Here is a 23,700-nt window from a genome sequence, read left to right as displayed (position 1 = left end):
AAAATACGCAAAACCAAAGAATATCTTGTGTAGTACATGAAAATTAATTAAGTTAATAATCAGGCGACGGGGTCTCTCCTTAGAAACCTCCCTCCTAAATTATTTTAAATAAGCCTCGTCGCCTTTTATTTTTTTGGACATTAACTAACCGTAAATGTCCTTTTTTTTTGTCCAGCTCATCCAGTTTCAATTATAGAGATCATCGCATGTTGTCATATATCAGCTATTTATTACCATTATGGAGCTTCTCAAAATTTATCAATGCATGCAAAATACTTTCATCGTATGCATTATCTCGATTAACCGGAAAATATTTTGTTTGGGGCAAGCCATACACATTTATCATTGAACCAACGGCAATTTGTAATTTACGATGTCCGCAATGCCCGGTTGGATTGAAAACGCTGTTGCGTCCGCAGGACAATATGACTTTTGCTGAATATAAGGTTGTGATAGATGAAATTGCCGATCACACCTGGGTTCTGTTGTTGTTTTTTCAAGGTGAATCCTTTATCAATCCGGAAATTATTGATATGATCGATTATGCATATGATAAAGGTATATTTACCGTGATCAGCACAAACGGAACTCGGTTGGCAAATCCTGAATTTGCAGAAGCACTGGCCGCAAGCAAGTTGGGGCGTTTAATTTTATCTGTTGATGGAGCAACAGAAGAAACTTATAAAATTTACCGGCAGGCGGGACATTTTCACCGGGTAATCCGGGGGATTGAGCAATTTATGGCTTCACGAAAGCGACAGGGGAAGATGTTCCCAAGAGCAGATTTGCAATTTATTGTAATGCAACACAATGAGCACGAGATGCAAGATATCCAAAAACTGGGTAAACAATTGGGTGTTGACCGGGTTGTATTCAAATCGCCACAGATTTACGATTTTGATAATGCAGAGGCTACTTTGCCAAAAAATCCCAAATATCGGCGTTATAAAAAAGTAGACGGCAAATTCCAATTGAAAGGTTCATATTCCGGGTATTGCAAAAAAATTTGGTACGGCTCCGCAATGACCTGGGATAAAACGGTAATTCCCTGCTGTTTTGACAAAGATGCTTGGTTCAAATTGGGAGATTTAAATAAACAGGATTTTGCATCGGTATGGAATGGGGAAGAATATCATGATTTCCGCAAAAAGGTTATATCGCACCGGGATCAGATTGAAATGTGCCGAAATTGCACCGAAGGGTTGCAAATATTCTTCAAAAAATAAAGCCTAAAAACTTTTCTGAAAAATTTTTGTGCAAAAAAAGCCCTGTTTTAGCAGGGCTTTTTTTTTGTTCTAAAACAATAGTTTATTTGAGCAAGATCATCTTGCGAACTTCGCTGAAATTGCTGTTTTTAGGATTTGCTGAAAAAGTTTCCAGCCGGTAAAAATATACCCCGGACGGGAATTTGCCCGCATTCCACGAAACCGAGTATGTATTCGCAGGTTGCATTTCATTTACTAAAATATCAACTTCCTGTCCCGCAATATTGAAAATGGAAAGCTTTACCCGCGCCGAAAATGGAATCTCGTAACGAATGGTGGTTTTAGGGTTGAACGGATTCGGAAAATTTTGAGTCAGATGAAATGTGTTGGGAGTAGCAATATCTCTTTTATCATCGAGCCCGGTTGTGCTGTTGAAAAAGTGACCGTATAAACCAGTGCCGGTGCCAACCAGCAAATCATCCCAAAACAACACATTAATATCCATACCGATCGGGTAAGAAAATCCCAATTTCCAGGTATTTACATCTAAATAATAGATATTCGAATCTACGGCAATAAATGGTGTTTGATTTCCATCGGGTGTTTCGCCAACCGTGATTGCGGGAACACGACCAATTCCGGGCAGCGTTGCAGTCGGTAACATTTCCCAATGGGTCGAATCGGCATATTTTACATAAACGCGCGGTTCATCCGTTGCGCCATTGTTTCCGGCGACAAATATATCACCGGCATCATTGTGTGCGAGATCGCGTGCGCCAAAATTGGTAATCACTGTTCCTGTTTCGCCAATCATGCTATTTTCAAAAACCGGTACGCCAACCGAAGGATCGTAAGTTATTTTTTTTACGCCATATGACGAGCTTGTTCCATCGCTAACATATTCGCAGGCAACGTAAATTGTTGTGGTGCTATCTGAGTTGTAAACGAATTCAAAATCCAGAACCTCAGTGTTGTACGGGGTTGTATCCAGTTTATCCCAGGTTGAGCCACCATCTTCCGTCCAAAAAATGCCACCTTTGACACCGTTGTCCGGCGAGTTTACACCGATTATTACAACTTCGTTGTTTTCCGGGTGGATCTTGATGCTGGAAATGTAACTCCAGAAACTGAATCCCCATGACGGATCTTGAACATCAAAAATGCGGTCCCAACTGAAGCCGCCATCGGTGGTTTTGTAAACGCGAACATTTCCGGCGTAAGCCGTATTTCCAGTTGAATCGGATTGGTCCATTGCGATCGAATAATATGGCGAGCCATCTCCCATTGGAAACATTATTCGCCAATTTTCGCTGGCAGAAGCATAGTTTTCAACCCGTCGAATCCCGGATTTTGATGCTGTCCAACCGATGGTTTTTGCCGTGTTCATATCAAAATCGTTAACTTGCACAGCCTCAACGCCTTCGTCAATTTCAAAAATTGTTTCACCGCGATCGGTAGATGCGCCAATGCCCTGATCTGTGGTCATGTAAACGACATTCGGGTTTAGCGGATCGCAAGCAACTGTGCCGTCATTCGCATGCGTTTCGAAACCATTCCACCCAAAGCCGTTCCAATCTGTCGGGTTTTCACCCCGATTGACACCGATGTTTGAACCGAACATCACCGAATAATTTGCTCCGCTGCCAGCACATTCGATATTCGGGCCATCGGTGCCGCCAAAAGGAACACGCAGTGTATCCCAGCTTGCACCGTTGTTATCGGAAAATGCAACCCGCTTAAAATGATTGGGCTCAACGCCGGTGCGCCCACCGATATACAACCGCCCGTCCGGTGCAATGCCGAAAGATCGGTAATTGTCTGCAACACCCAGTCCTGTGGTATCAAGTTCGGTAAAAAGGGAGGCGCTAGTCAAACTGTTGTAAGTTGTGTTCGAACAAAAAATTTGAGACGGGGAGCCTTCGAGAAACACGTAAATGCTGTCGTTCGCTGGATTTACGCGAACAGCTGTGTTCTGCTGAGGTGGTGTTGAAAATGAGCTGGCAATCGAAATCGGGCTATCCGAGTGTTCAGAAAACACGCCGGAGGCCGGGTTAATAGCGCCAAAATGGAGCTCCAATCCACCACCTATTTCTTTCACGAAATACAAATTACCGTCGTACGTTTCAATTGCCAAAACACTGTTGTTCAGCATTGAAAGCGAGCCGGCAGTTGTTGAAACGGAATAAATATTGCGTTGATGGGTAAAAAATATTTGCCCGGATGCGCCATCTGCGCGAACAGATTCGATATTTTTGCCAAATCCATCGTTGGTGTCAACATCGGCAATGGTCGTAAATGCACCAAAAACCGGTGTGCCGCTGGAATGGTCAACATCTGCATAAAACATCGAATTTGCGCTTTCTGTGGTGATAAAAATCCGCGAAGTTACCGGATTGAGCGCGACAACTTCGATATCCGTGATTCGTCCGCCGTAAACTTCCTCTACTTGCGGTAATCCGAGCTGTGCGTTAATCGGGAAAAATAGTGCGGAAATGATTAAAATTGTGAAAATTAAATGGAAGCGATTCTTCATAAAACCTCCGTGTTGTGAAGAATTAACGGGTTTAACTTTGCTAATAATGTATTTTCGGCAGAAGAATTCAGATGTAAATTAATTAGTGCCCGATTTTTTTGACAATTTGAAATTTCTGAATAGGGTTTATAAAAAAATTATGACCAAATGGAGCAGAAAATGTTGAAAGCCATTCCAAAACATGCTTTTTCCGGTGATTTTCATATTTTTCGTGAAGATGGCAGCGAGATCGCGTTTTTGGATATCGCCACATTTAAAGAAGCAGCGGATCTGATTATCGAGGGTGAAACCTACCGTTTCGAGCGGGAAAAAATGTTGAAAGGTGCATTTTTGCTAAAAATGGGCGATGAAGTTTTCATTAAAGCAGAAAAACCGAGCGCTTTTCGCAATCAATTTGAGTTAACCATTCACGGTGATGCATATTTGCTAAAACGCGTGTCCGTATGGAAACGGGAATATGTTCTCGAAAAAGATGGCGAAATAATCGGCAATATTCGCCCAACGGGTGCGTTTTCGCGAAAATCGGAAATCGATTTGCCGGAAAATTGGCCGGTAGTTGTGCAAATTTTTATTTTCTGGTTGGTGCTGATCATCTGGAACCGGGAAGCGGCAGCAAGTTAATCATCGCCCGATCTGAAAAGCAGTTGTGAATACACCCAAAGCGGTTTAAATTTTGGCTTTTCGGGAAAATACAGGAAAATCATGAAAATAGAAATTTTGGGCAGTGGCACTTCGATGGGCGTTCCGATGGCTGGTTGCGATTGCCGGGTATGCCAATCGCAAAATTCCAAAGATAAACGATTGCGAACTTCCTGTTATATCCAAACCGGCGACCGGGAAATTTTGATCGACACCTCCGCTGATTACCGTCAGCAAATGATTCGGTCTGGCATTAAACGACTGGATGCCGTGCTTTACACCCATCATCATGTGGATCACGTTTTGGGGATGGACGACCTGCGGAGCTTCAATTTACTGAACAAAATGAGCATTCCTTTATATGGCATGAGCGAAACAATCGCGAATATCCAGCGCATATTCCGCTACGCATTTGAGGTTCACGAATATGTTTCCAGCCTGCCGCGCTTAACTGTAAATATTATTGATGAACAACCGTTTTCAGTAGCCGGTGTGCCGGTAATTCCCGTGCCGTTACTGCACGGACGGCTTCCGGTGTTGGGCTTTCGTTTTGGCGATTTTGCATATTGCACAGATGTCAGCGAAATTCCAGAAGCATCTTATGTGCTGTTGAAAGGATTGAAAATATTGATTTTAGGTGCGCTGCGCCATAAGCCGCACCCGACCCATTTTACCATTGATCAGGCGATAGTGGAAGCGCAAAAAATCGGTGCCGAACAGACGTATTTCACTCATCTTTCCCACGCCATTTTGCACGACGAAACCGAAGCCGAGCTGCCGCCAAATATCCATTTGGCGTATGACGGTCTGAAATTTGAGCTGTAAGGATCGCACTGAATGAGCCTCCGTCGCCAGATTTCCAACCTCGCCCGCCATTCGGCAATTTATGCCATCAGCACCGCCATGCAGCGATTGCCCGGGTTGCTGCTGATCCCCATTTACACCAATTTCGATTATATCCCGTCCACATCAGATTTTAGTAATTATGTGCTGGTTTATACCTTCATCGCGTTCATGAATTTTTTCTATTTGTTGGGACTGGATTCCGCGATGATGCGCTATTTTTTTCTCGATAATCAGGATCGTAAATCGGTGTTTTCCGCAACATTCTGGATGCTGTTGGTCACTTGCTCCGCGATGAGCGCAGTGATCTGGCTGATGGATGAACAGCTCGCCGCATTGCTGATGGACGACCCGACACAGGTTGGATTGATTCACATTGCTGCAATTATTCCGTTGGTGGATGCTTATGCGAATCTGGCGTACAACGTGCTCCGCGCAGAAGAAAAATCCATTCAATTTACATTGTTCAAAAGCCTGCGATTTTTGCTGGAATTAGGGCTTAATGTGTTGTTTGTTGTGGTTTTAAAATATGGCGTACCGGGCATTTTTTACACCAGTTTGGGCGCTGCGCTGATTAATTTGCTGGTGATGCTGCCGGTGTTATTTCGCTACCTTCGCCCGAAAATTGATTGGCAATTGGCAAAATCGCTGCTGGCTTTCGGGCTGCCGCTGCTGCCCAACGGTATTGCGTTTATGACCATCGAACTGGTGGATAATTTTCTGGTAAAATCGCTGCTCAGCAAAGAGGCTGTTGCTGTTTATCGCGCGAATTACCGTTTCGGTGCCATTTTGCTGATGCTGGTAACCGCGTTTCGCAATGCCTGGCAGCCGTTTTTTCTCAAAATTGCCAACAAACCGGATGCCCGGGATGTTTACGCGCGGGTGTTCACCTATTATGTGACCAGTATTGGGTTGTTTACGTTGGTCGTAAGCTTTTTTATCGGCGATTTACTGACGTTCCCATTTTTTGGGGAATACTATATTTTGAGCGAAAAAGCTTATTGGGCAGGCACGCCAATTATTCCGATCATTTTGTTATCCTATTATTTTTTCGGGATTTATGTGATTCTGACACCCGGATTTTATATTCGCAAAAAAACCCAATACATGATCATTTTTACCGGAACCGGTGCGGCTGTCAATATTTTGGCGAACCTTTGGTTGTTGCCGTTGCTGAACAGTTTTTGGGGAGCGGCGTGGTCTACTTTATTCAGTTATCTGGCAATGACGATCGCAATCTATCTGTTTGCCAACCGGATTTATCCGCTAAAAATTGAATGGGGGCGGGTTTCCCGGATGCTGTTGCTGATCGCCGCAGCTTTTGCGATATTTTATTTGTTGCAACCGGGATTTGGCTGGCGGATTCTGTTGATGACTGTCGCCGTTTTTTATTGTATATTTGGAATACTCAATCACCGGGAACGCCAACTCGCTGTCGGATTTTTGAAACGTCAGCGCTCATCTTAGCTTTCGGAAAATTATTGTTATGGCAAACCATCCGTTGCAAATTGCCTTTTTGTGGCATTTTCACCAACCGTATTATAAAAATTCGCAGGGTGTTTTTCAAATGCCCTGGGTGCGATTTCACGCCACCCGGGATTATCTGGATATCCTTTTGATTGCCGAAAAATTTCCGGAAATTCGCCAAACGTTTAACATTTTACCGTCACTTGCACAGCAAATTCTAGATTACGCACATAACAATACCCGCGATCTTGTGTGGGATTTGAGCGAACCTTCTCCGGAAAAACTCGATGATTCTCAACGATTACAGATGTTGAGCACATTTTTCCTGGCGTATGAACCGTATATGATCGATCCATATCCGCGATACCGCGAGCTGTGTGACCGCTATCGATCCACCGAAGCCACAGATGCCGCAAGGTTGGCTGCGTTTTCTGTGCAGGATATTCGCGATTTGCAGGTGTGGTATAACCTCTGCTGGATGGGGCCGATCAGTCGGGAGCGACCGGCAATCCAACAATTGTTCGAGAAAGGCAGTCAATTTAGCGAAAGCGATAAAGCGCTGTTATTTAACGAAATACGCACGATACTGCAGGAAATTGTGCCGCGATATCGGGCGGCGTGGTTGGAAAAACGAATCGAGTTGGTAGCCGCACCTTTTTATCATCCCATATTGCCGCTGCTGATCGACAGTGGCATTGCCAACGCATCCGGACAGGAAATTGAGCTGCCCGATCCGCCGTTTCGTCATCCGGAAGACGCGCGGGCGCAAATTCAAATGTCACTCTCATTTTTTGAGCAACATTTTGGCAAAAAACCGACCGGGTTGCTCCCGCCGGAAGGCGCGCTTTCTGCGGATACCATCAAATTAATCGCTCGTCAGGGCATTAAATGGGTGGCGACAGACGAAAGTATTTTTGTTCGAAGCACTTTTGGAAACGCGCCGGAGCATCAGTTGCACCAACCGCATTGGCACGATAAAACCGGCGATTCCATCAAAATATTTTTCCGCGATGCATATTTGTCAGACGCCATCAGTTTTGTTTATGGCAACTGGGATGCGGACGATGCGGCAACCGATTTTTGCCAGCGCCTGCACACCATCCGGCAGGAAATTATCCACACCGCCGGCGAGGCGCAATTGCCGGATCATCTCGTTAGCATCATTTGCGATGGCGAGAACAGTTGGGAATATTACAGCGACGGCGGACGCACTTTTCTGGAATCACTGTTCGCAAAAATCAGCGCCGATCCCTTGCTGAAAACCCTTACCCACAGCGATTTTTTGGCAACCGCACCGCAAAGCCAAAAGCTGGAGCAATTGCATCCCGGCAGTCGGCTGAACGCCAATTTTAACATCTGGATTGCCGGGGAAGAGGACCGGAAAGCCTGGCAATTGTTAAAAGAAGCCCGCGATTTTTTGGTGATGCGCGAGTCCAAAGGCGTGCTTTCCGGCGAAACCAGCGCAGCGGCGTGGGAGCAGATTTACATCGCCGAAGGCTCCGACTGGTGCTGGTGGTATGGCGACGAACATGCATCATCGCAGGATATGGAATTTGACCGGCTGTTTCGCGAACATTTGATGAATGTTTACAAACTGGCGGGTGGCGAAGTGCCTGCAGCGCTGTATCAAACCATAAAACGTACCCATTTTGACCGGTTTGCCGCGGTTCATCCGCTGTCGCAAATTCAACCGAAAATTGATGGCGAAGTGCACGATGTGCAGGAATGGAGCGGCGCAGCGGTTTACGACAGCGATCATGTGCATGCCGCAAATTTACCGCGTGCGCAACGGGTGATTCGCAAATTATTAGTGGGATACAATGACACGCAATTTTTTTTCCGCATCGATTTTTTTCAAATGCCGGACCCGTTTTACGAATTTCTGGTATCGATAAAAATGCCCCAAAATTTCAACCTGCTATTTTCGCCGTTGCGCGGAATTTTAGAGAAGCTTGAACCGCGCACCCGCCAAACCAAAAGGGAATTGCTCGAGCCAAAATTCCGCATGAAATCGGTTTTTGAAGCGGCAATTTCGTTTGCGGATTTACAAATAAATCCCGGTGAAACCCTCGGATTTCAGATTCAGGTGCGCCAGTACGGCAAAAATCGCGAGGTGTTTCCGCCTGCGCAGCTCATCGAAGTGCCAATTCCCAAAATAGCCAAATAACAGGACATTATATTGCCAGAAAAAACATCGCTAAATATTAACAAAAGCACGATTTACGGAATTGTGATCACCACCTTTTTATGGGTGGCATATCTGCTGTTTTTCCCCGAACGTTCCGTTGAAAATTTAACCCAAATGGTGTTGACCGACGCCAAAATTGAGCAGGAAGGCGTGAGCCCGACGCTGACCATCAGCGGTGAAAAAATTGGCGGCGATATCGTGTTGATCGAATCGGGGAGAGGCTATCATTTTCCGCCAAAATTGTGGCAAAATTACATCAGCGCGGACTCGCTGTTGAGCGCGCTCCGGCAATCGGACAACATTCAGATTTGGCTCCCCCGCCCGGAAAGCCCCAACGTGCTCGGACTTCGCGCCGGCAACGTTTTTCTGTCCCCGGAAATCGGCGTAAACGATCTCAACCAGATTCGTCGCTGGTTTGGCTATCTGGTAATTTTTCTCTACGCCGCGATTGCGCTGGATTTGCTGCGCCGCTGGTTGGTAACATTTATCCGGTGAGCGGTTTCCCGCCATATTTTTTCTGCAAATGCCACAATTAAACCAAAATTACCCCGAAAACGAACTGCCGTTGAGCTGGCTGCGGCAACCGGTTGCACAACCGGATGTGCGGGAATTGCAATTGCGATTTTCCTGCTACCGCTGGCTGTTTTTCGCTAATTTACCGGACGGACAAACGTTTCGCGAATTTTACCGGACGCAGCTTGAGCATCGCGAAAAAATATATTTGCGTGGCTGCCCACCGCAAATTGCAGATTTTTTGGCGAAAATGAAATGGCAAACGCTGCCCAATGGCAGCGAAGCGCTGTTAAATTTGCGCGGTAATCACTTCGATAAACGATCATTACGTGATTTGGTGCGCCGGGGGAACCGCTGGGGAAGCGCCGCCGAAGTTGCAATTTCAACCGAAAATGCCGGAAAATTCGCGGCGTTGCAGGTGCACTCCCGGCACGGGTTGGAACCACAATTGCGTTATTTATTTCGCAGCGATTTGTTATCCGGGCAACGGTGTTTTGTGTTTCAAACGCAGCAAAAACAATGGCTTGGCGCTGTGCTGCTCACAGCATCCGCTCCGGGTAACTGGCACACGGAACTCATTTTGAAAGCCAGAAAATCACCGGCCGGAATTATGGAAGCGTTGTTTGCGGCCATTTTTGAGCAACTTCGGGATGAGGGACATTTTCGCTGGAGCCTTGGCGAAGCGCCGTTTTTTTACACCGCGCCGCCAATGTGCCGGACAGCAAAATTGGTAAAATTTGCCGGTCAAACGGTGCGCTTTGCGTACGATTATCGCGGTTTATATCGCTTCAAAAATAAATTTTTGCCGGAATGGCGACCGGTTTTTTTGTGCGGAAAACCGGAAATTCCTGTTACTTTGCTCGCAGATGTGTTCATGCAAACCCGTTTGTTGCAACTGGTTGCATTTGCCGCCGGGCGGCGACTGGTGCTGCCGTTTCGGAAAACCTAACTCGTGCATTTGTTCACTTTTCTAAAAAAAGCTTTTTTCAATCCAGCCAAATACGCTTAAATTGAACGATAAAAAAACAGAGTTTGCGAAATGAACATTTTTGGATTATTGACCCGCCGTTGCCCAAAATGCCGGAAAGGCAAGCTGTTCAGCGGCATTTTTCGGATGAATGACCACTGCATTAATTGCGATATGAAATTTGATCGCGAGCAGGGATATTACACCGGCGCAATGGTGATCAACTGGCTGTTTTCCGTTTTTCTGATCACGCCAATTTGGGTGACGCTGCTGTTCAAAGGCGTTCCGATCGGCACAAATCTGGCAATTGTTGCAGCAATTTTAGTGATTTGCGTGCCGGTGTTTTTCCAGTATTCCCGCACCATCTGGCTGTATATCGATTTTACCTATTTTCATCCCGAATAAATGTTTGAAAAATATATCGACAAATTTGCATTGAAGGGGGAAAAACCATGGCAAATTTACCCATCAACGACACACACCGGCTGAAAGCCAAACAACTGGACATCACGCCGCGATATTTGTTCGGTCCGGGACCGTCCAATGCGCATCCGCGTATTTTGCAGGCGATCGGCACGCGGCAGGTCGGGCATCTCGATCCGCAATTTTTGAGCCTGATGGACGAGGTGCAGGAATTGCTGCGATACACATTTCAGACAGATAACACATTTACCATTCCCGTGAGCGGCACCGGCAGCGCCGCAATGGAAGCCAGCATTGCCAATTTGATTGAACCGGGCGACAAAATGCTGGTTGCGGTGAACGGTTATTTTGGGCTGCGGATGATTGACATGGCATCGCGATACAACGCGGAAGTGGTGCGCATCGACAAACCGTGGGGCGAAGTGTTTTCCGTCGAAGAAATTGAAGCTGCGCTGAAAGAACACCGTCCGGCGGTGATGGGCATCGTTCATGCGGAAACCTCCACCGGCGCCCGCCAGCCGATGGAAAAGCTCGGCGAATTGTGTCGCCAATACGACTGTTTGCTGCTCGCGGATACCGTCACCAGTCTCGGCGGTGTGCCGCTGTTTATCGATGCCTGGAAAATTGACGCTGCATACAGCGGCAGCCAGAAATGCCTCAACTGCCCGCCCGGCATCGCGCCGCTGACGTTCAACGAGCGCGCGGTCAACAAATTGCGCAATCGCAAAACGCGGGTTGCCAACTGGTATCTGGATATGACGATGCTGATGAACTACTGGGGCGGCAGCCGAACCTACCATCACACTGCGCCGATCAACATGAATTACGCCCTCCGCGAAGCGCTGAGCGTGGTTGCGGAAGAAGGGTTGGAAGCCCGTTGGCAACGCCACCGCGAAACGGCAGAGCAATTCTGGAGCGGATTGGAAGAGATGGGACTGCACTGCCACGTTGCACCGGAAAACCGGCTCGCCAGCCTCACGACCGTAAAAATTCCCGATGGCGTTAACGGAAAAGATGTGCAACGCCGGCTGCTCGAAGAATTCAATATCGAGATTGCCGGAGGATTGGGCGAACTCGGCGGCAAAGTGTGGCGCGTCGGGTTGATGGGCTACAACTCCCGCCCGGAAAATGTGATGATGTTGCTCAGTGCACTGAAAATTGTGCTGGCGAAGTAAACAAGTGTCGTAAAATTAATTATTTATGGGGCGAACATTTGTTCGCCCTTTTTTGTTTGCGCGGAATAGAATCTTTACAGAAAGATTGATTCCAGCGGATCGTCTGCGTAAGCTTATCCATTCGCAACTTTTTGCCGAATGTGGTAACGGGCGGTATTGCAATCGTTCGCAGACCAAAACTTGGGAGAGCAACGGGTTTATGAAATTGGCAGCCATCGACATCGGTTCAAATTCCATCCATATGGTGATCGCCGAAGCCACCGCGCAGGGCGGTCTGGAAATCATCGATCGCGAAAAAGAAATGGTGAAGCTGGGCGCGGGCGTTTTTCGCACCCACCAACTCAGCGAACGCGCGTTCGAAGCGGGTGTGCAGGCGGTGCGCAAATATGTGAAGCTGGCGGACAGCCACGATGTCGATGAAATTTTAGCCGTCGCCACCAGCGCCACCCGCGAAGCCCAAAACGGCGGGCGTTTTCTGGATCAGATTGTGCAGGAAACTGGCATCGAGCCGCGAATTATTCCCGGTTCGGAAGAATCGGAGCTGATTTTTCTGGCGGTTCAGCAGGCCATCAATCTGCAAAATGAGAATGCGTTGGTGATCGATATCGGCGGCGGCAGTGTAGAATTTGCCGTCGGCAATCGCAAAGAATTGCTGATGGGCGAGAGCACAAAACTGGGCGTTCAGCGATTGCTGGATTTGGTAACCCACGACGGGGCGTTAAATGCAGATGTTCGCAAAATTCTCGAAGGGCACATCAAAGCGATGGCCGGCGATATTTTGAAACGCGCCCAAAAGGTAGGATTTACAAAAATTATCGGGACATCCGGCACGATCCGTACTCTCGGCGAAGCCACGTTGCGGATGACCGGCCGGGACAATGTGATTTCCGTAAACGCGGAAGTAATCCACACCAAAGATTTGCGCAAACTGGTCGGCAAGCTGGCGAAGTTGAAACCGGCCGATCGCACCAAATTTTCGCCAATCGGCATCGAGCGGACGGACACAATTCACCTCGGCGGCGTGCTGCTCACCCAATTGCTGAAATCGATCAAAGCCGAGCAGATGACGCTTTGCGACGCATCGCTGCGCGAAGGTGTGATTCTGGATTATCTGAAACGGCATCCCAAAATTGATATTTTTCCGTCGATCGCCAATGTGCGCCACCGCAGCGTGGTGCAACTCGCCCGCAAATACGAGCGCAACGGCCAACGGGAAAAACACATCGCCGGAATGGCGCTGGAAATATTCGACCAAACTCAAAAATTACACGGACTTGGCACACCGGAACGCAGCCTGCTCAATTATGCGGCGCTGCTGCACAGCATCGGGCAATACATCAATTTTAAATCGTATCACCGGCATTCGAAATACATAATTTCGCATGCGCAACTGCGCGGATTTACCGATGAAGAGGTACTGCTCATCGGCAATATCGTCCGGTTTCACCGGAAATCCGAGCCGCAAAAAAGCGACGAAATAAAGGAATTTAGCAAAAATCAACGCCGAATTTTGCAAATTCTTGCGGCAATGTTGCGGGTTGCCGTGGGGCTGGATCGCGGGCAAACGCAATCGGTCAAACAATTGGCGCTGGAAATTGAGGATAAACAAATTCACATTTTTATCAGCGGAAAAGGCGATCTGGAACTGGATTTGTGGGGCGCGCGCCGGTTGGTCGAACCATTGGAACGGGCGTTAGAGCGCAAAATTGTCATCGAAAAAGCGGGGGATTAGCGGTCAGTTTTCAGCCGATTACATTTTCTCCTTTATCCTTTATCCCTTATCCTTTCACTGAAGTAATTGGAAATCCGTTTGCAGCATTGCCGTTCGCGAATTACATTGGGTGCAAAAAAATGAACCAAAAAGAAGATGAGCGATGAGCCAAAAAGAGATCAAATTCAAAATTACGCTGGATGAAAATAAAATGCCCGCCCAAATTGAATGGAGCGCAGATGACGCCGATTTTGAAGGCGAAAAAGCGGTTCAGGCAATGATGATTCACCTGTGGGATAAAGATGCCAAAAGCAGCCTGAATTTCGAATTGTGGACGAAAGATATGCTCATGCAACACATGACTGTCCATTATTTTTACAGCCTGATGAGCATGGCCGATACGTATGAACGCGCCACCCGCAACAAAACCGCTGCAGATATGCTTCGCCAGTTTGCCCACCAATTTGCTCAGGCCACAAAAGAAAAATAGAATACAGCCAGGGTGCCGGCTGTTTTTTGGTAACAAACACCGAAAATTCTGAAATTAGCTGTCATTTCGCCATGTTTTTTATTAAACATGCAGAAATCTTTCAAAAGTTATGTAACTTGCGCAGCTATTGTTTGAGGCAATGGTTAGACGGCAACGCCTGAATAGCGTAGAGTAAAGAGCATCGATTAAAGATTTGACAATTCAATAATTCCTACCTCGTTTTTCTCTGCGAAATCAGCGCCCGCTGCGGTTAACAACCGTTACCTTTTTGTAAGATTTATTTTAGAAGATTGGACGTAAATGGAAAATTTTGACGGATTTGCAAAGTTCCGGTTATCAACAGAAATGTTGAGCGCCTTAAAGAACAAAGGATTTGAAATTCCCACTCCCATTCAGGAAAAAACAATTCCCCTTATTTTGGACGAAAATCGTGATTTTGTCGGTATGGCACAAACCGGAACCGGCAAAACCGCCGCGTTCGGTATCCCGATTATCGATAAAATCAGCGAGCGGAGCAACTTCCCGCAGGTGTTGGTGCTGGCGCCAACCCGCGAGCTGGCCATCCAGGTTTCGGAAGAATTGAATTCGCTGCGTGGCAGAAAACGGTTGAGTATCGTGCCGATTTACGGCGGACAATCCATGGGATTGCAACTGAAACACCTGCATCGCGGGGTGGATATTGTGGTGGGCACGCCCGGACGGATCATGGATCACATGCGCCGCGGCAGCCTCATTCTTAACCAGGTAAAATATGTGGTTTTGGACGAAGCGGACGAAATGCTCAACATGGGCTTTATCGACGATGTGAAAACGATTCTCACCGAAACCAACCCGGATCGCACAACGCTGTTGTTTTCGGCAACCATTCCGCCGGAAATTCGCGAAATCGCCCGGAAATTCATGAGAAACCATGAAATTATCCGCACGGAAGAGCAGAAAATTACCACCGATCTGACCGATCAGATTTATTTTGAAGTGTCGGAATCGGACAAATTTGAGGCACTTTGCCGCATCATCGACATCGAAGAGGCGTTTTACGGGCTGATTTTTTGCCGCACCAAAAACGATGTGGATAAAATTGCCGCGCATATGATCGATCGCGGATACGATGCAGAAGCGCTGCACGGCGATGTATCGCAAACGCAGCGGGAAAAAATTCTCGAGCGGTTTAAAAAACAGCACATCACCATTTTGGTGGCGACAGACGTTGCCGCTCGCGGAATCGATGTGCAAAACCTGACACACGTGATCAATTACGCGCTGCCGCAAGATCCGCAATCGTATGTTCACCGCATCGGGCGAACCGGACGCGCGGGCAACGAAGGCACGGCAATCACGTTTATCACACCGCAGGAATACCGCCGGCTGATGTTCATCCAAAAAGCTGCAAAAACGGATATTCGTAAAGAGAAATTGCCCAAAATTCAGGAAATTATCGATGTAAAAAAATCCCGGATTCGCTCGGAAGTGGATCGTTTGTCCCAATCGGACATTCCGGAAAATATTTACAATCTCGCCCGGGAAATTCTCGAAGAAAGCACGCCGGAAAAAGCGCTTGCCGCTCTGTTGATGCACTCTTTTGCGGATGAACTGAACCCGGAAAATTATAACGAAATTCGCGATGTGTATCCGAAAATTCAGGGCAAAACGCGGCTGTTTATCGGCATCGGGAAAAAGGATAACATCAGCAAACGCAAGTTGGTGAACTTTATCCGCACCCGTGCACAAATCGACGATCGCAAAATTGACAACGTGCAAGTGCTTGATAATTATTCGTTTATCACGGTCCCTTTCCGGGAAGCCGAACGCATTTTGCAGACGTTCCAAAAGGAAAATCGCGGAAAACGCCGCTTTGTCGAAGTTGCCGGCGGAAAAAATTAACCGGTAACCAAAACAGATGTTTTTTCAAAAGGGAATGCGAATGGGTATTCCCTTTTTTTGTTTTAACGAAAAAATCCGTTTGAAAAAAAATGGAATTCCCGTACAATCGGTAGCCAAATTAACCTGTGTTAAAATTTTTAGCGTTGGAGACAGAAATGAAGTTCACCGGAAACAATTTTATCAAAATATACCGGTTTGTATTAATTGGTGTGCTGTTGGCAGGCGCAGGTTTTGCGCAGTCGGGCGGCGGTGTTGCGTCGATTACCGAACATGAAATTTCAGCGCATATCAACTATCTCGCATCCGATTTGCTGGAAGGGCGGGAAGCCGGTGAAAAAAGCAGTGATTACGCTGCCGCATACATCGCCGCGCAGTTCGCGGACGCCGGATTGCAGCCGGTTGGCGATGACAACAGCTATTTTCAGAATTTCCAGCTCACTTACAGCGATCTCGGCGAAGCCAATTTCATCGAACTGAGCAGCAATAATAACGGTGCGAACATCACCCGTTTTTTTCAAATGAATGACGATTTTTTCATCTTTCCATTCTCCGCCAGCCAAAAAGTGGTTGCGCCGCTGGCATTTGCCGGATACGGTATCACCGCGCCGGAATTGGGCTATGATGATTACAAAAATATCGATGTTCGCGGCAAAATTGTGCTGGTGATGCGCCACGAACCGCAGGAACGGGACAGCACCAGCGTGTTCGACGGCAGGGCGTTCACCAAATATGCCGGATTTGAGGAAAAAGCGAAAACTGCCCAAAAACACGGCGCTGTGGGCATGTTGTTGGTCAACGATACCGGCAATCATCGCGATGATCGGATTCCCGGCTGGCTGAAATCCTGGCCAAAATTATCGGATGAGAAAATGGACATCCCCTGCGCATGGATTACCGGCGAACTTGCCAATACGATACTTTCCGGCAGCGGCAAAACAGTCGATGAATGGCAAATGGAAATCGACAGAACCGTAAAGCCTAAGTCGTTTATTATCAACAATCAAACGGTAACGTTTCAGACGCAATTGACCGAGAAAAAAGTGGATGTGAAAAACGTGGTCGGATTGCTGAAAGGCGAAACCGACGAAACCGTTGTGGTTGGCGCACATTACGATCACGAAGGTCGCCGGGACGAAGATATTTACAACGGCGCGGATGACAATGCTTCCGGCACCACCGGTTTGCTGGAACTCGCGGAAGCCTTTGGCAACGGCACGAAACCGCAGCGCAGCATGTTGTTTATCGCGTTTACCGCCGAGGAAAAAGGGCTGATCGGCTCGCGGTATTATGTAGCACATCCGCTGGTACCGCTGAAAAATACCAAAGCGATGGTCAATCTGGATATGATCGGCAGGAACGAAGATACGGCATCCATGAGCGAACGCGCCCGACGCGGATTCCGGACGGTGACTGCGGAGGAAAGCAAAAATTCGCTGTATGTGATCGGCACCAGCCGCAGCGCAGGCATGAAGAGCGTCGCGGATAACGCCAATAAAAACTACGGGTTGGAGCTGCTGTATGATTATGACGATGCACAGGGCGTTATCCGTCGCAGCGACCAGTACCCGTTTATCGAAAAGGGGATTCCGGCGCTGTTTTTCTCCACCGGTGCGCACCCGGATTACCACAAACCGACCGACACGGCTGATAAAATTGACATCCCGAAGATGACTAAAGTGGTGCAACTGGTGTATGAAACCACCAACGCGCTGGCCAACGATGCCGATATTCCCGTGCTGGATGAACCGCTTTCGACGAAATAATAGTTGCAACAATTTTGTTTAATTTTAAAGCCCTGTGTAAGCGGGGCTTTTTTTGTAAAAACAGATTCAAAAACCGCTTGCAAAATATTGCTTTTCGCCAAATTTTGAATTGGTCTGTTCGCGGAAAACTGTTAATTTTCTGCCTGTTATGGGTAACCGCAGAGATCGCAACGAACGCAGAGAAAAAACGGTGATGAATTTTTGATCGAAATTGGATGCAATTGATACTCTCAAATCCACGTTATTTTTGGGGTTTTCTCAATAATTTTTCTCTGAAACCTCTGGGCACTCCGCGACCTCTGCGGTAAAAAAAGATTCTGCACCGTTACAAAACAGGAAACAAAAGGCAAAACCAATGAAGCCCGCACCATCTGCACTTCCCGATTTTTTGAATGAACTTCGCCCGCGTATCAGTGGCGATTTGCGCACGGACGATTACAACAAAGTGTTGTACAGCACCGATTCCAGCATATTTCAGGTGATGCCCTTCGGTGTGCTGATGCCCAAAACCATGGAAGATGTGCACGCGGCGGTGGAGCTTGCCGCCAAATACCGCATCCCGTTGTTGCCGCGAACCGGCGGCAGCAGCCTGGCCGGACAGGCGGTAAACGCCGCGCTGGTCGTCGATTTCACCAAACACCTCGATGATATTCTGGAAATCAATCCCGAAGAACAATGGGTGCGGGTGCAGCCCGGACGTGTACTGGACGAGCTGAATATCGAACTTGCGCCGCACGGATTGCAGTTCGGTCCCGATCCGGCCAGCGGGCAACGCGCGGCAATGGCCGGCATCGTTTCTAACAATTCCACCGGCGCGCACTCCATTTTATACGGGATGACCGTTGAGCATGTGTTGGAAATAAAGGGGTTTTTGAGCGACGGCAGCCCCTTCCATTTTCGTCCGATGGACGACGGCATGTTTGCCCAAATGCAACAGCGCAGCGGGCTGGAAGGGCAAATTTACCGGGAAATCGGCGATATCATCACCAACCACAAATCGACGATACAGACAGCCACGCCGCGACACTGGCGACGCACCGGCGGCTACGGGCTGGACCGTTTGGTGGACGGCGTTTCCCATCGCTGGACGCGCGATTCGCAAATCAATCTGGCAAAGCTGCTTTCCGGCGCGGAAGGCTCGCTGGCGGTAATTTCAGAAATCAAATTGAATCTGGTGCCCAAACCGAAAATGACGGCGCTGGCGCTGGTGCAATTTCCCAATCTGCATTTGGCGCTGTCCAGTGTTCCGACGATGCTCACCGCTGACCCGTCTGCCATCGAACTGCTGGATAATCTGGCACTTACGCTCTGCAAAAATGTGCCGGAATACGCCCGTTTGCTGAAAACCTTTGCGCACGGCGATCCGAACTGCATTTTGATCACCGAATTTTACGGTGAAAGCGAAGCTGAACTGAAAAGCAAAATCGCCCGATTGGAAGAGATTCTTCGCCAAAACAAAATCGACTGCGTTAACGTTCCGGCGTATGATCCGCGCATGCAAAATAATGTGTGGACAGTGCGAAAAGTGGGACTCGGGTTGCTGATGAGCATCAAAGGTGACCAAAAGCCGCTGCCGTTCATCGAAGATGCGGCGGTGCCGCCGGAGCATCTCGCGGAATACATCGACCGGCTGGAGCGCTTTTGCGCGGACATCGGCACGAAGGTCGCGTATTATGCCCACGCCAGCGCCGGTTGTTTGCACGTTCGCCCGGTGATCGACGCGAAAGTTGCCGGCGATCTCGAAAAATTGCCGAAAATCGCCACTTTTTCCGCGGAACTGGTCGGGCATTACGGCGGCTGCATCAGCAGCGAACACGGCGACGGTCGCACCCGCAGTTGGCTGCTGGAAAAATTTTACGGCGAGGAAATGTTCAACCTGTTCCGTCGGGTGAAAAATGCGTTCGATCCGCACAATTTGCTCAATCCCGGCAACATTGTCGATCAGGATTTTATCACCGAAAATTTGCGCTACGGCGCGGATTACCGCGTTCCCGAAATCAAAACGCACATCGATTTTACACCGGATCAGGGATTTGAACGCGCGGTGGAATTGTGCAACGGTGCGGGCGTTTGCCGCAAACGCACTGTCGGCACAATGTGCCCCAGTTTCATGGTTACCCGCGAGGAAGAGCACAGCACGCGCGGTCGCGCGAATGCGCTGCGGGCGGCGATGTCCGGCAAATTGCCCGCGGGCGAACTGACCAGCAAACGCATGTACGAGGTGATGGAGCTGTGCATTTCCTGCAAAGCCTGCAAAGCGGAATGCCCGTCATCAGTGGATATGGCGAAAATCAAGTTTGAATTTCTGGCGCAATATTACGACGCCAACGGCACGCCGCTGCGCGCGAAATTGTTCGCCAACATCCCCAAAATCAATCGGCTGATGACCAAATTACCGGGTTTCGTGCGGTCTTTTATCAACTGGAAAATGGGTTTGGCGCCGGTTCGCTGGTTCAACGAAAAGCTGCTCGGCGTGAGTGTTCACCGGGAATTGCCCGCTTTCGCACCGGAAAGTTTTGTGGAATGGCACCGCAAAAACCGAAAACCGGCGAGCATCGATCCGGCGAAAAAACAGGTGTTGCTGTTCAACGATACGTTCAATACCTACAACGATCCGCACGTTTCCGTTGCGGCGCTGGAAGTGCTGGAAGCTGCCGGATACGAAGTGCTGCTGCCCGGAAATGTCTGCTGCGGTCGCCCGGCAATGTCCAAAGGGCTGGTGGATCTCGCCCGCGAATCCGCCCGCAACACTATCGATAAATTGTTGCCGTTCGCGGAAGCGGGCATCGCAATTGTGGGGCTGGAGCCGAGCTGCCTGCTCTCGATGCGCGATGAGCATTTCTCGCTGCTGCCCGGCGATGCGCGGGTTGCCACAGTCGCCGCGCAATGCGTCACGTTTGAGGAATTTGTGGCGGATCTCGTGGAAAAAGGCGAACTGAAGCTGAAATTCTCCGGCAACGGATCGCTGAAAAAAGCGCTGTTGCACGGGCATTGCCACCAGAAATCGCTGGTCGGCACGAAACCCAGTCACCAAACGCTGAACGCTGCCGGATTTGCGGTCGAAGAGGTCGATTCCGGCTGTTGCGGCATGGCCGGTTCGTTCGGTTACGAAGCGGAGCATTATGACGTTTCGCAGCAAATGGCCGAACGGCGGTTGATGCCTGCCATCCGCAAACAGGATGACGACACGGTGATTGTCGCCGCGGGAACCAGTTGCCGCCACCAGATTGCCCATTTCGCCGGGAAAACGGCGCTGCATCCCGCAGAAGCTGTGCGCAAAATGATCGCAGACTAACGCGATATCAACTATTTTTTCAACACATTGCCATCCCCGCAACTTTCCGGGGATGGCAATTTCAAAATGTAACCTTCCGCCAAATCTTCCGTTAAAACTGGATTAGCGTATCTGTCTAATTTTCTGCAATCTGTTTTCGACAAACCGAAAGGGAAAATCATGCAATATAGTCACATCGCATTTGTGAAATATGTTGTTCGTGCAGGTGTTCTGGCTGGCTTTTTGTTCGCGACACAGTTGATCGCGGAGGAAGAATGGCCGAATTTGCGGGGCGTCAACTTCGATGGCGCTGCACAGCAACAGATTATCCAGCCGGGAAAAACTTATCGGTTGAAAACCGTCTGGAAACAGGCAACCGGCTCCGGTTATTCGGGCGTTTCCGTGGCTAACGGAGTGGCTGTTGTGCTGTTTTCCGGTGAAACATCCGATTTTGCCGCTGCATTTGATGCACATTCCGGTGAATTGCGTTGGAAACAACCGCTGGATTCCGTTTACAAAGGTCACGACGGTTCGCATGATGGCCCCATTGCTACACCGTATGTCAGTAAAAAACAGGTATTTGCACTCAGTCCTTGGGGGAAGCTGGCAGCGTTCGATCTGCAAACCGGACGGGAAATGTGGTCAACCCAAATCCGCACGGATCACGCGGCGGAAAAGCCATTATATGGATTTTCGAGCTCACCGTTTTTGTTCAATTCAACGGTTATTCTCGAAGTGAACGGTCAGGAAAACAACGCAATTATGGGATTTGACGCGGAAACCGGCGCTGTTCGCTGGTCTGCGCTGAAGGACACGGTAATGCATCAATCGCCGGTGATGATGGAGATTGCCGGGCAAATGCAGCTCATCGGAATCACCCGGAAACACCTGTACGGCATGAACCCGGAAAGCGGCGAAGTGCTTTGGCAATACAAACACGATGGCGACGGATACGCGATCAGCAGCGGCAGCATGATTCCGGTTGACGCCGGCGAAAACCGGTTGTTTCTCACCCACAAAGCGCGCGAATCGAAAATGGTTCGCTATCAAAAAAATGCGGAAACCATGCAATTTGACGATTTATGGGCGAACAACACCATCCGGATGACGTATGCGATACCGGTATATCACGATGGCTATTTGTTCGGTTACAGCAACCGTTTCCTCACCTGCATCGATGCGGAAACCGGCGAAAGCGTCTGGAAATCCCGCGAGCCGGGCGACGGTTTTATCTCGATGCTGGACGGACACCTCGTGCTGATGACCAAAATTGGCGGGCTGCACATCGCCAAAGCAACGCCGGAAGGCTACAGCGAACTGACTGCGATGAAGGTTTTCGACAATCACGCATGGACTGCGCCGAGCTTTGCATATGGCAAAATTTATGTTCGCAGCCACGGCGAATTGGCTTGTCTGGAACTGGCAGAAGCTGAATCGGAAGTGACGATTGCCCAGACAAACGGGATGATCGAATCATCGCTGATCGATAAATTGGTGAAAAATGTCGGGCAATCGAGCGAAAAATCCCGGCTGGTCGATGAATTTATGGCGTCGCAATCGCAATTCCCGATTATCGAGGGTAAGGAAACCATTCATTTTATTTATCGCGGTTCAGCAAATGATATTTCCATCGTTTGCGATTATTTTGGTGACAGACACGAAGAACCGATGCACCGAATAGCGGGCACCAACCTGTTTTATTATTCGCTGAAACTGCCATCCGATGCGCGGCTGGATTACAGTTACATGCTCAATTTCGAAAATCGGGTTGCCGATTCGCTCAACCAGCGGCAATTTGACGGCGCATCCTGGTTTGCGATGCCGGATTGGCGCGAAGCCGCTTTACCGCAAATTGCGGAAAACCAACGCGGCACGCTGGATTCGCTCCAACTGGAAAGCGCGGTAACCGAAACGGGGCGGAACCTCAAAATTTATCTGCCGAACGGCTATGCGGAAAGCGGTGGGCGATATCCGGTTGCCTACATCAATTGGGGCGATGAAGTGCTCGCCAAAGCGGATGTGACGAATATGCTCGATCGAATGACCGGCACACAAATTGATCCGCTGATTGTCGTTTTTATCCCGCTGGTTCCCGGTCGGCGCGGCGAATTATTGGGACCGAACGCGGAAAAATATTCACAAATGGTTGCGGAAGAAGTGGTTTCGCTGATCGACAAAACCTATCGCACCATTCCCGAAAGCGATGCCCGGCTGATTGTCGGGCAGGGCGATGCCGCACATTCGGCGTTTTACACGGCGTTCAAATTTCCCGGTGTGTTTGGTAATGTTGCTTCGCAATCGATGATGGCGCTCACCCGTCACGAAAACGAGCTGCGCGAAATCATTAAAGCATCGAATGTTTCCAACATGCGGGTGTATATGGATTGGGGAAATTACGATATGCGCAGCACGGTAGAGGGTTGGGATATGCGCACCGCCTGCACGGATCTGGCGGAATTTTTGAAATCCCGTGGCTATTCCGTGAACACCCAAACCGTGAACGACGGTTACAGCTGGCTGAGCTGGCGCAACCGGACGGCGCAACTGCTGGCAACGTTTTTTCCGAAAAAATAACAGCAGCAATTTATTGAATCAACATCCGAAGGGCGTGACACCACGCCCTTTTTT

General features: G+C 48.8%; 16 protein-coding genes. 15 read left to right on the top strand and 1 reads right to left on the bottom strand.

The window, feature by feature from the left end:
• The first annotated feature begins 206 nt into the window (after positions 1 to 206).
• Positions 207 to 1,226: a radical SAM protein gene (locus H6629_03140; GenBank protein MCB9066794.1), complete on the top strand. Its 1,020-nt coding sequence runs from the start codon at positions 207 to 209 to the stop codon at positions 1,224 to 1,226.
• An 82-nt stretch (positions 1,227 to 1,308) separates the two neighbouring features.
• On the opposite strand, the gene H6629_03135 is transcribed toward H6629_03140, so the two are convergent.
• Complete coding sequence (locus tag H6629_03135) at positions 1,309 to 3,738, bottom strand: T9SS type A sorting domain-containing protein (protein MCB9066793.1); 2,430 nt, start codon at positions 3,736 to 3,738, stop codon at positions 1,309 to 1,311.
• 159 nt (positions 3,739 to 3,897) lie between these two features.
• Here H6629_03135 and H6629_03130 point away from each other — a divergent pair, with 159 nt between their 5' ends.
• The 14 genes from H6629_03130 to H6629_03065 all read left to right on the top strand — a co-directional run bounded on the left by H6629_03130 (position 3,898) and on the right by H6629_03065 (position 23,646).
• The gene (locus tag H6629_03130) at positions 3,898 to 4,359 is read left to right on the top strand and encodes a hypothetical protein (GenBank protein ID MCB9066792.1); all 462 of its coding nucleotides are present in this window, start codon (positions 3,898 to 3,900) and stop codon (positions 4,357 to 4,359) included.
• Between the two features lie 81 nt (positions 4,360 to 4,440).
• Positions 4,441 to 5,202, top strand: a complete 762-nt coding sequence (locus H6629_03125; protein MCB9066791.1) for an MBL fold metallo-hydrolase — start codon at positions 4,441 to 4,443, stop codon at positions 5,200 to 5,202.
• 12 nt (positions 5,203 to 5,214) lie between these two features.
• Entirely contained in the window at positions 5,215 to 6,687 is a 1,473-nt protein-coding gene (locus H6629_03120) for an oligosaccharide flippase family protein (GenBank protein ID MCB9066790.1), read from the top strand.
• Positions 6,688 to 6,706: 19 nt separating this feature from the next.
• Positions 6,707 to 8,854 (top strand): hypothetical protein, encoded by a 2,148-nt coding sequence (locus H6629_03115; protein MCB9066789.1) that lies wholly within the window; start codon positions 6,707 to 6,709, stop codon positions 8,852 to 8,854.
• A 12-nt stretch (positions 8,855 to 8,866) separates the two neighbouring features.
• Positions 8,867 to 9,370, top strand: a complete 504-nt coding sequence (locus H6629_03110; GenBank protein ID MCB9066788.1) for a hypothetical protein — start codon at positions 8,867 to 8,869, stop codon at positions 9,368 to 9,370.
• A 28-nt stretch (positions 9,371 to 9,398) separates the two neighbouring features.
• Positions 9,399 to 10,337, top strand: coding sequence for a DUF2156 domain-containing protein (locus H6629_03105; GenBank protein ID MCB9066787.1), 939 nt, complete (start codon positions 9,399 to 9,401; stop codon positions 10,335 to 10,337).
• A 90-nt stretch (positions 10,338 to 10,427) separates the two neighbouring features.
• The gene (locus tag H6629_03100; protein ID MCB9066786.1) at positions 10,428 to 10,760 is read left to right on the top strand and encodes a DUF983 domain-containing protein; all 333 of its coding nucleotides are present in this window, start codon (positions 10,428 to 10,430) and stop codon (positions 10,758 to 10,760) included.
• 47 nt (positions 10,761 to 10,807) lie between these two features.
• Positions 10,808 to 11,953: an alanine--glyoxylate aminotransferase family protein gene (locus H6629_03095; protein MCB9066785.1), complete on the top strand. Its 1,146-nt coding sequence runs from the start codon at positions 10,808 to 10,810 to the stop codon at positions 11,951 to 11,953.
• Between the two features lie 199 nt (positions 11,954 to 12,152).
• Complete coding sequence (locus H6629_03090) at positions 12,153 to 13,685, top strand: Ppx/GppA family phosphatase (GenBank protein ID MCB9066784.1); 1,533 nt, start codon at positions 12,153 to 12,155, stop codon at positions 13,683 to 13,685.
• Between the two features lie 142 nt (positions 13,686 to 13,827).
• The gene (locus H6629_03085) at positions 13,828 to 14,154 is read left to right on the top strand and encodes a gliding motility protein GldC (GenBank protein MCB9066783.1); all 327 of its coding nucleotides are present in this window, start codon (positions 13,828 to 13,830) and stop codon (positions 14,152 to 14,154) included.
• Between the two features lie 300 nt (positions 14,155 to 14,454).
• A complete protein-coding gene (locus tag H6629_03080) occupies positions 14,455 to 16,035 on the top strand; it encodes a DEAD/DEAH box helicase (protein ID MCB9066782.1) in 1,581 nt (526 codons plus the stop codon).
• 155 nt (positions 16,036 to 16,190) lie between these two features.
• A complete protein-coding gene (locus H6629_03075; GenBank protein MCB9066781.1) occupies positions 16,191 to 17,798 on the top strand; it encodes a M28 family peptidase in 1,608 nt (535 codons plus the stop codon).
• Positions 17,799 to 18,153: 355 nt separating this feature from the next.
• Positions 18,154 to 21,093 (top strand): FAD-binding protein, encoded by a 2,940-nt coding sequence (locus H6629_03070; protein MCB9066780.1) that lies wholly within the window; start codon positions 18,154 to 18,156, stop codon positions 21,091 to 21,093.
• 159 nt (positions 21,094 to 21,252) lie between these two features.
• Complete coding sequence (locus tag H6629_03065; protein MCB9066779.1) at positions 21,253 to 23,646, top strand: PQQ-binding-like beta-propeller repeat protein; 2,394 nt, start codon at positions 21,253 to 21,255, stop codon at positions 23,644 to 23,646.
• Positions 23,647 to 23,700: the final 54 nt, after the last annotated feature.

The organism is Calditrichia bacterium, assembly GCA_020634975.1.
GTDB lineage: Bacteria > Calditrichota > Calditrichia > RBG-13-44-9 > J075 > JACKAQ01.
Note: the sequence above shows the minus strand (reverse complement) of the source record. Positions and strands in the feature narration are given on the sequence as shown.

Coding starts and splice junctions, on each gene's coding strand:
- H6629_03090 (MCB9066784.1), top strand. CDS start 12,153: ATGAAATTGGCAGCCATCGACATCGGTTCAAATTCCATCCATATGGTG.
- H6629_03100 (MCB9066786.1), top strand. CDS start 10,428: ATGAACATTTTTGGATTATTGACCCGCCGTTGCCCAAAATGCCGGAAA.
- H6629_03125 (MCB9066791.1), top strand. CDS start 4,441: ATGAAAATAGAAATTTTGGGCAGTGGCACTTCGATGGGCGTTCCGATG.
- H6629_03080 (MCB9066782.1), top strand. CDS start 14,455: ATGGAAAATTTTGACGGATTTGCAAAGTTCCGGTTATCAACAGAAATG.
- H6629_03120 (MCB9066790.1), top strand. CDS start 5,215: ATGAGCCTCCGTCGCCAGATTTCCAACCTCGCCCGCCATTCGGCAATT.
- H6629_03070 (MCB9066780.1), top strand. CDS start 18,154: ATGAAGCCCGCACCATCTGCACTTCCCGATTTTTTGAATGAACTTCGC.
- H6629_03065 (MCB9066779.1), top strand. CDS start 21,253: ATGCAATATAGTCACATCGCATTTGTGAAATATGTTGTTCGTGCAGGT.
- H6629_03095 (MCB9066785.1), top strand. CDS start 10,808: ATGGCAAATTTACCCATCAACGACACACACCGGCTGAAAGCCAAACAA.
- H6629_03085 (MCB9066783.1), top strand. CDS start 13,828: ATGAGCCAAAAAGAGATCAAATTCAAAATTACGCTGGATGAAAATAAA.
- H6629_03130 (MCB9066792.1), top strand. CDS start 3,898: ATGTTGAAAGCCATTCCAAAACATGCTTTTTCCGGTGATTTTCATATT.
- H6629_03105 (MCB9066787.1), top strand. CDS start 9,399: ATGCCACAATTAAACCAAAATTACCCCGAAAACGAACTGCCGTTGAGC.
- H6629_03115 (MCB9066789.1), top strand. CDS start 6,707: ATGGCAAACCATCCGTTGCAAATTGCCTTTTTGTGGCATTTTCACCAA.
- H6629_03135 (MCB9066793.1), bottom strand. CDS start 3,738: ATGAAGAATCGCTTCCATTTAATTTTCACAATTTTAATCATTTCCGCA.
- H6629_03075 (MCB9066781.1), top strand. CDS start 16,191: ATGAAGTTCACCGGAAACAATTTTATCAAAATATACCGGTTTGTATTA.
- H6629_03140 (MCB9066794.1), top strand. CDS start 207: ATGTTGTCATATATCAGCTATTTATTACCATTATGGAGCTTCTCAAAA.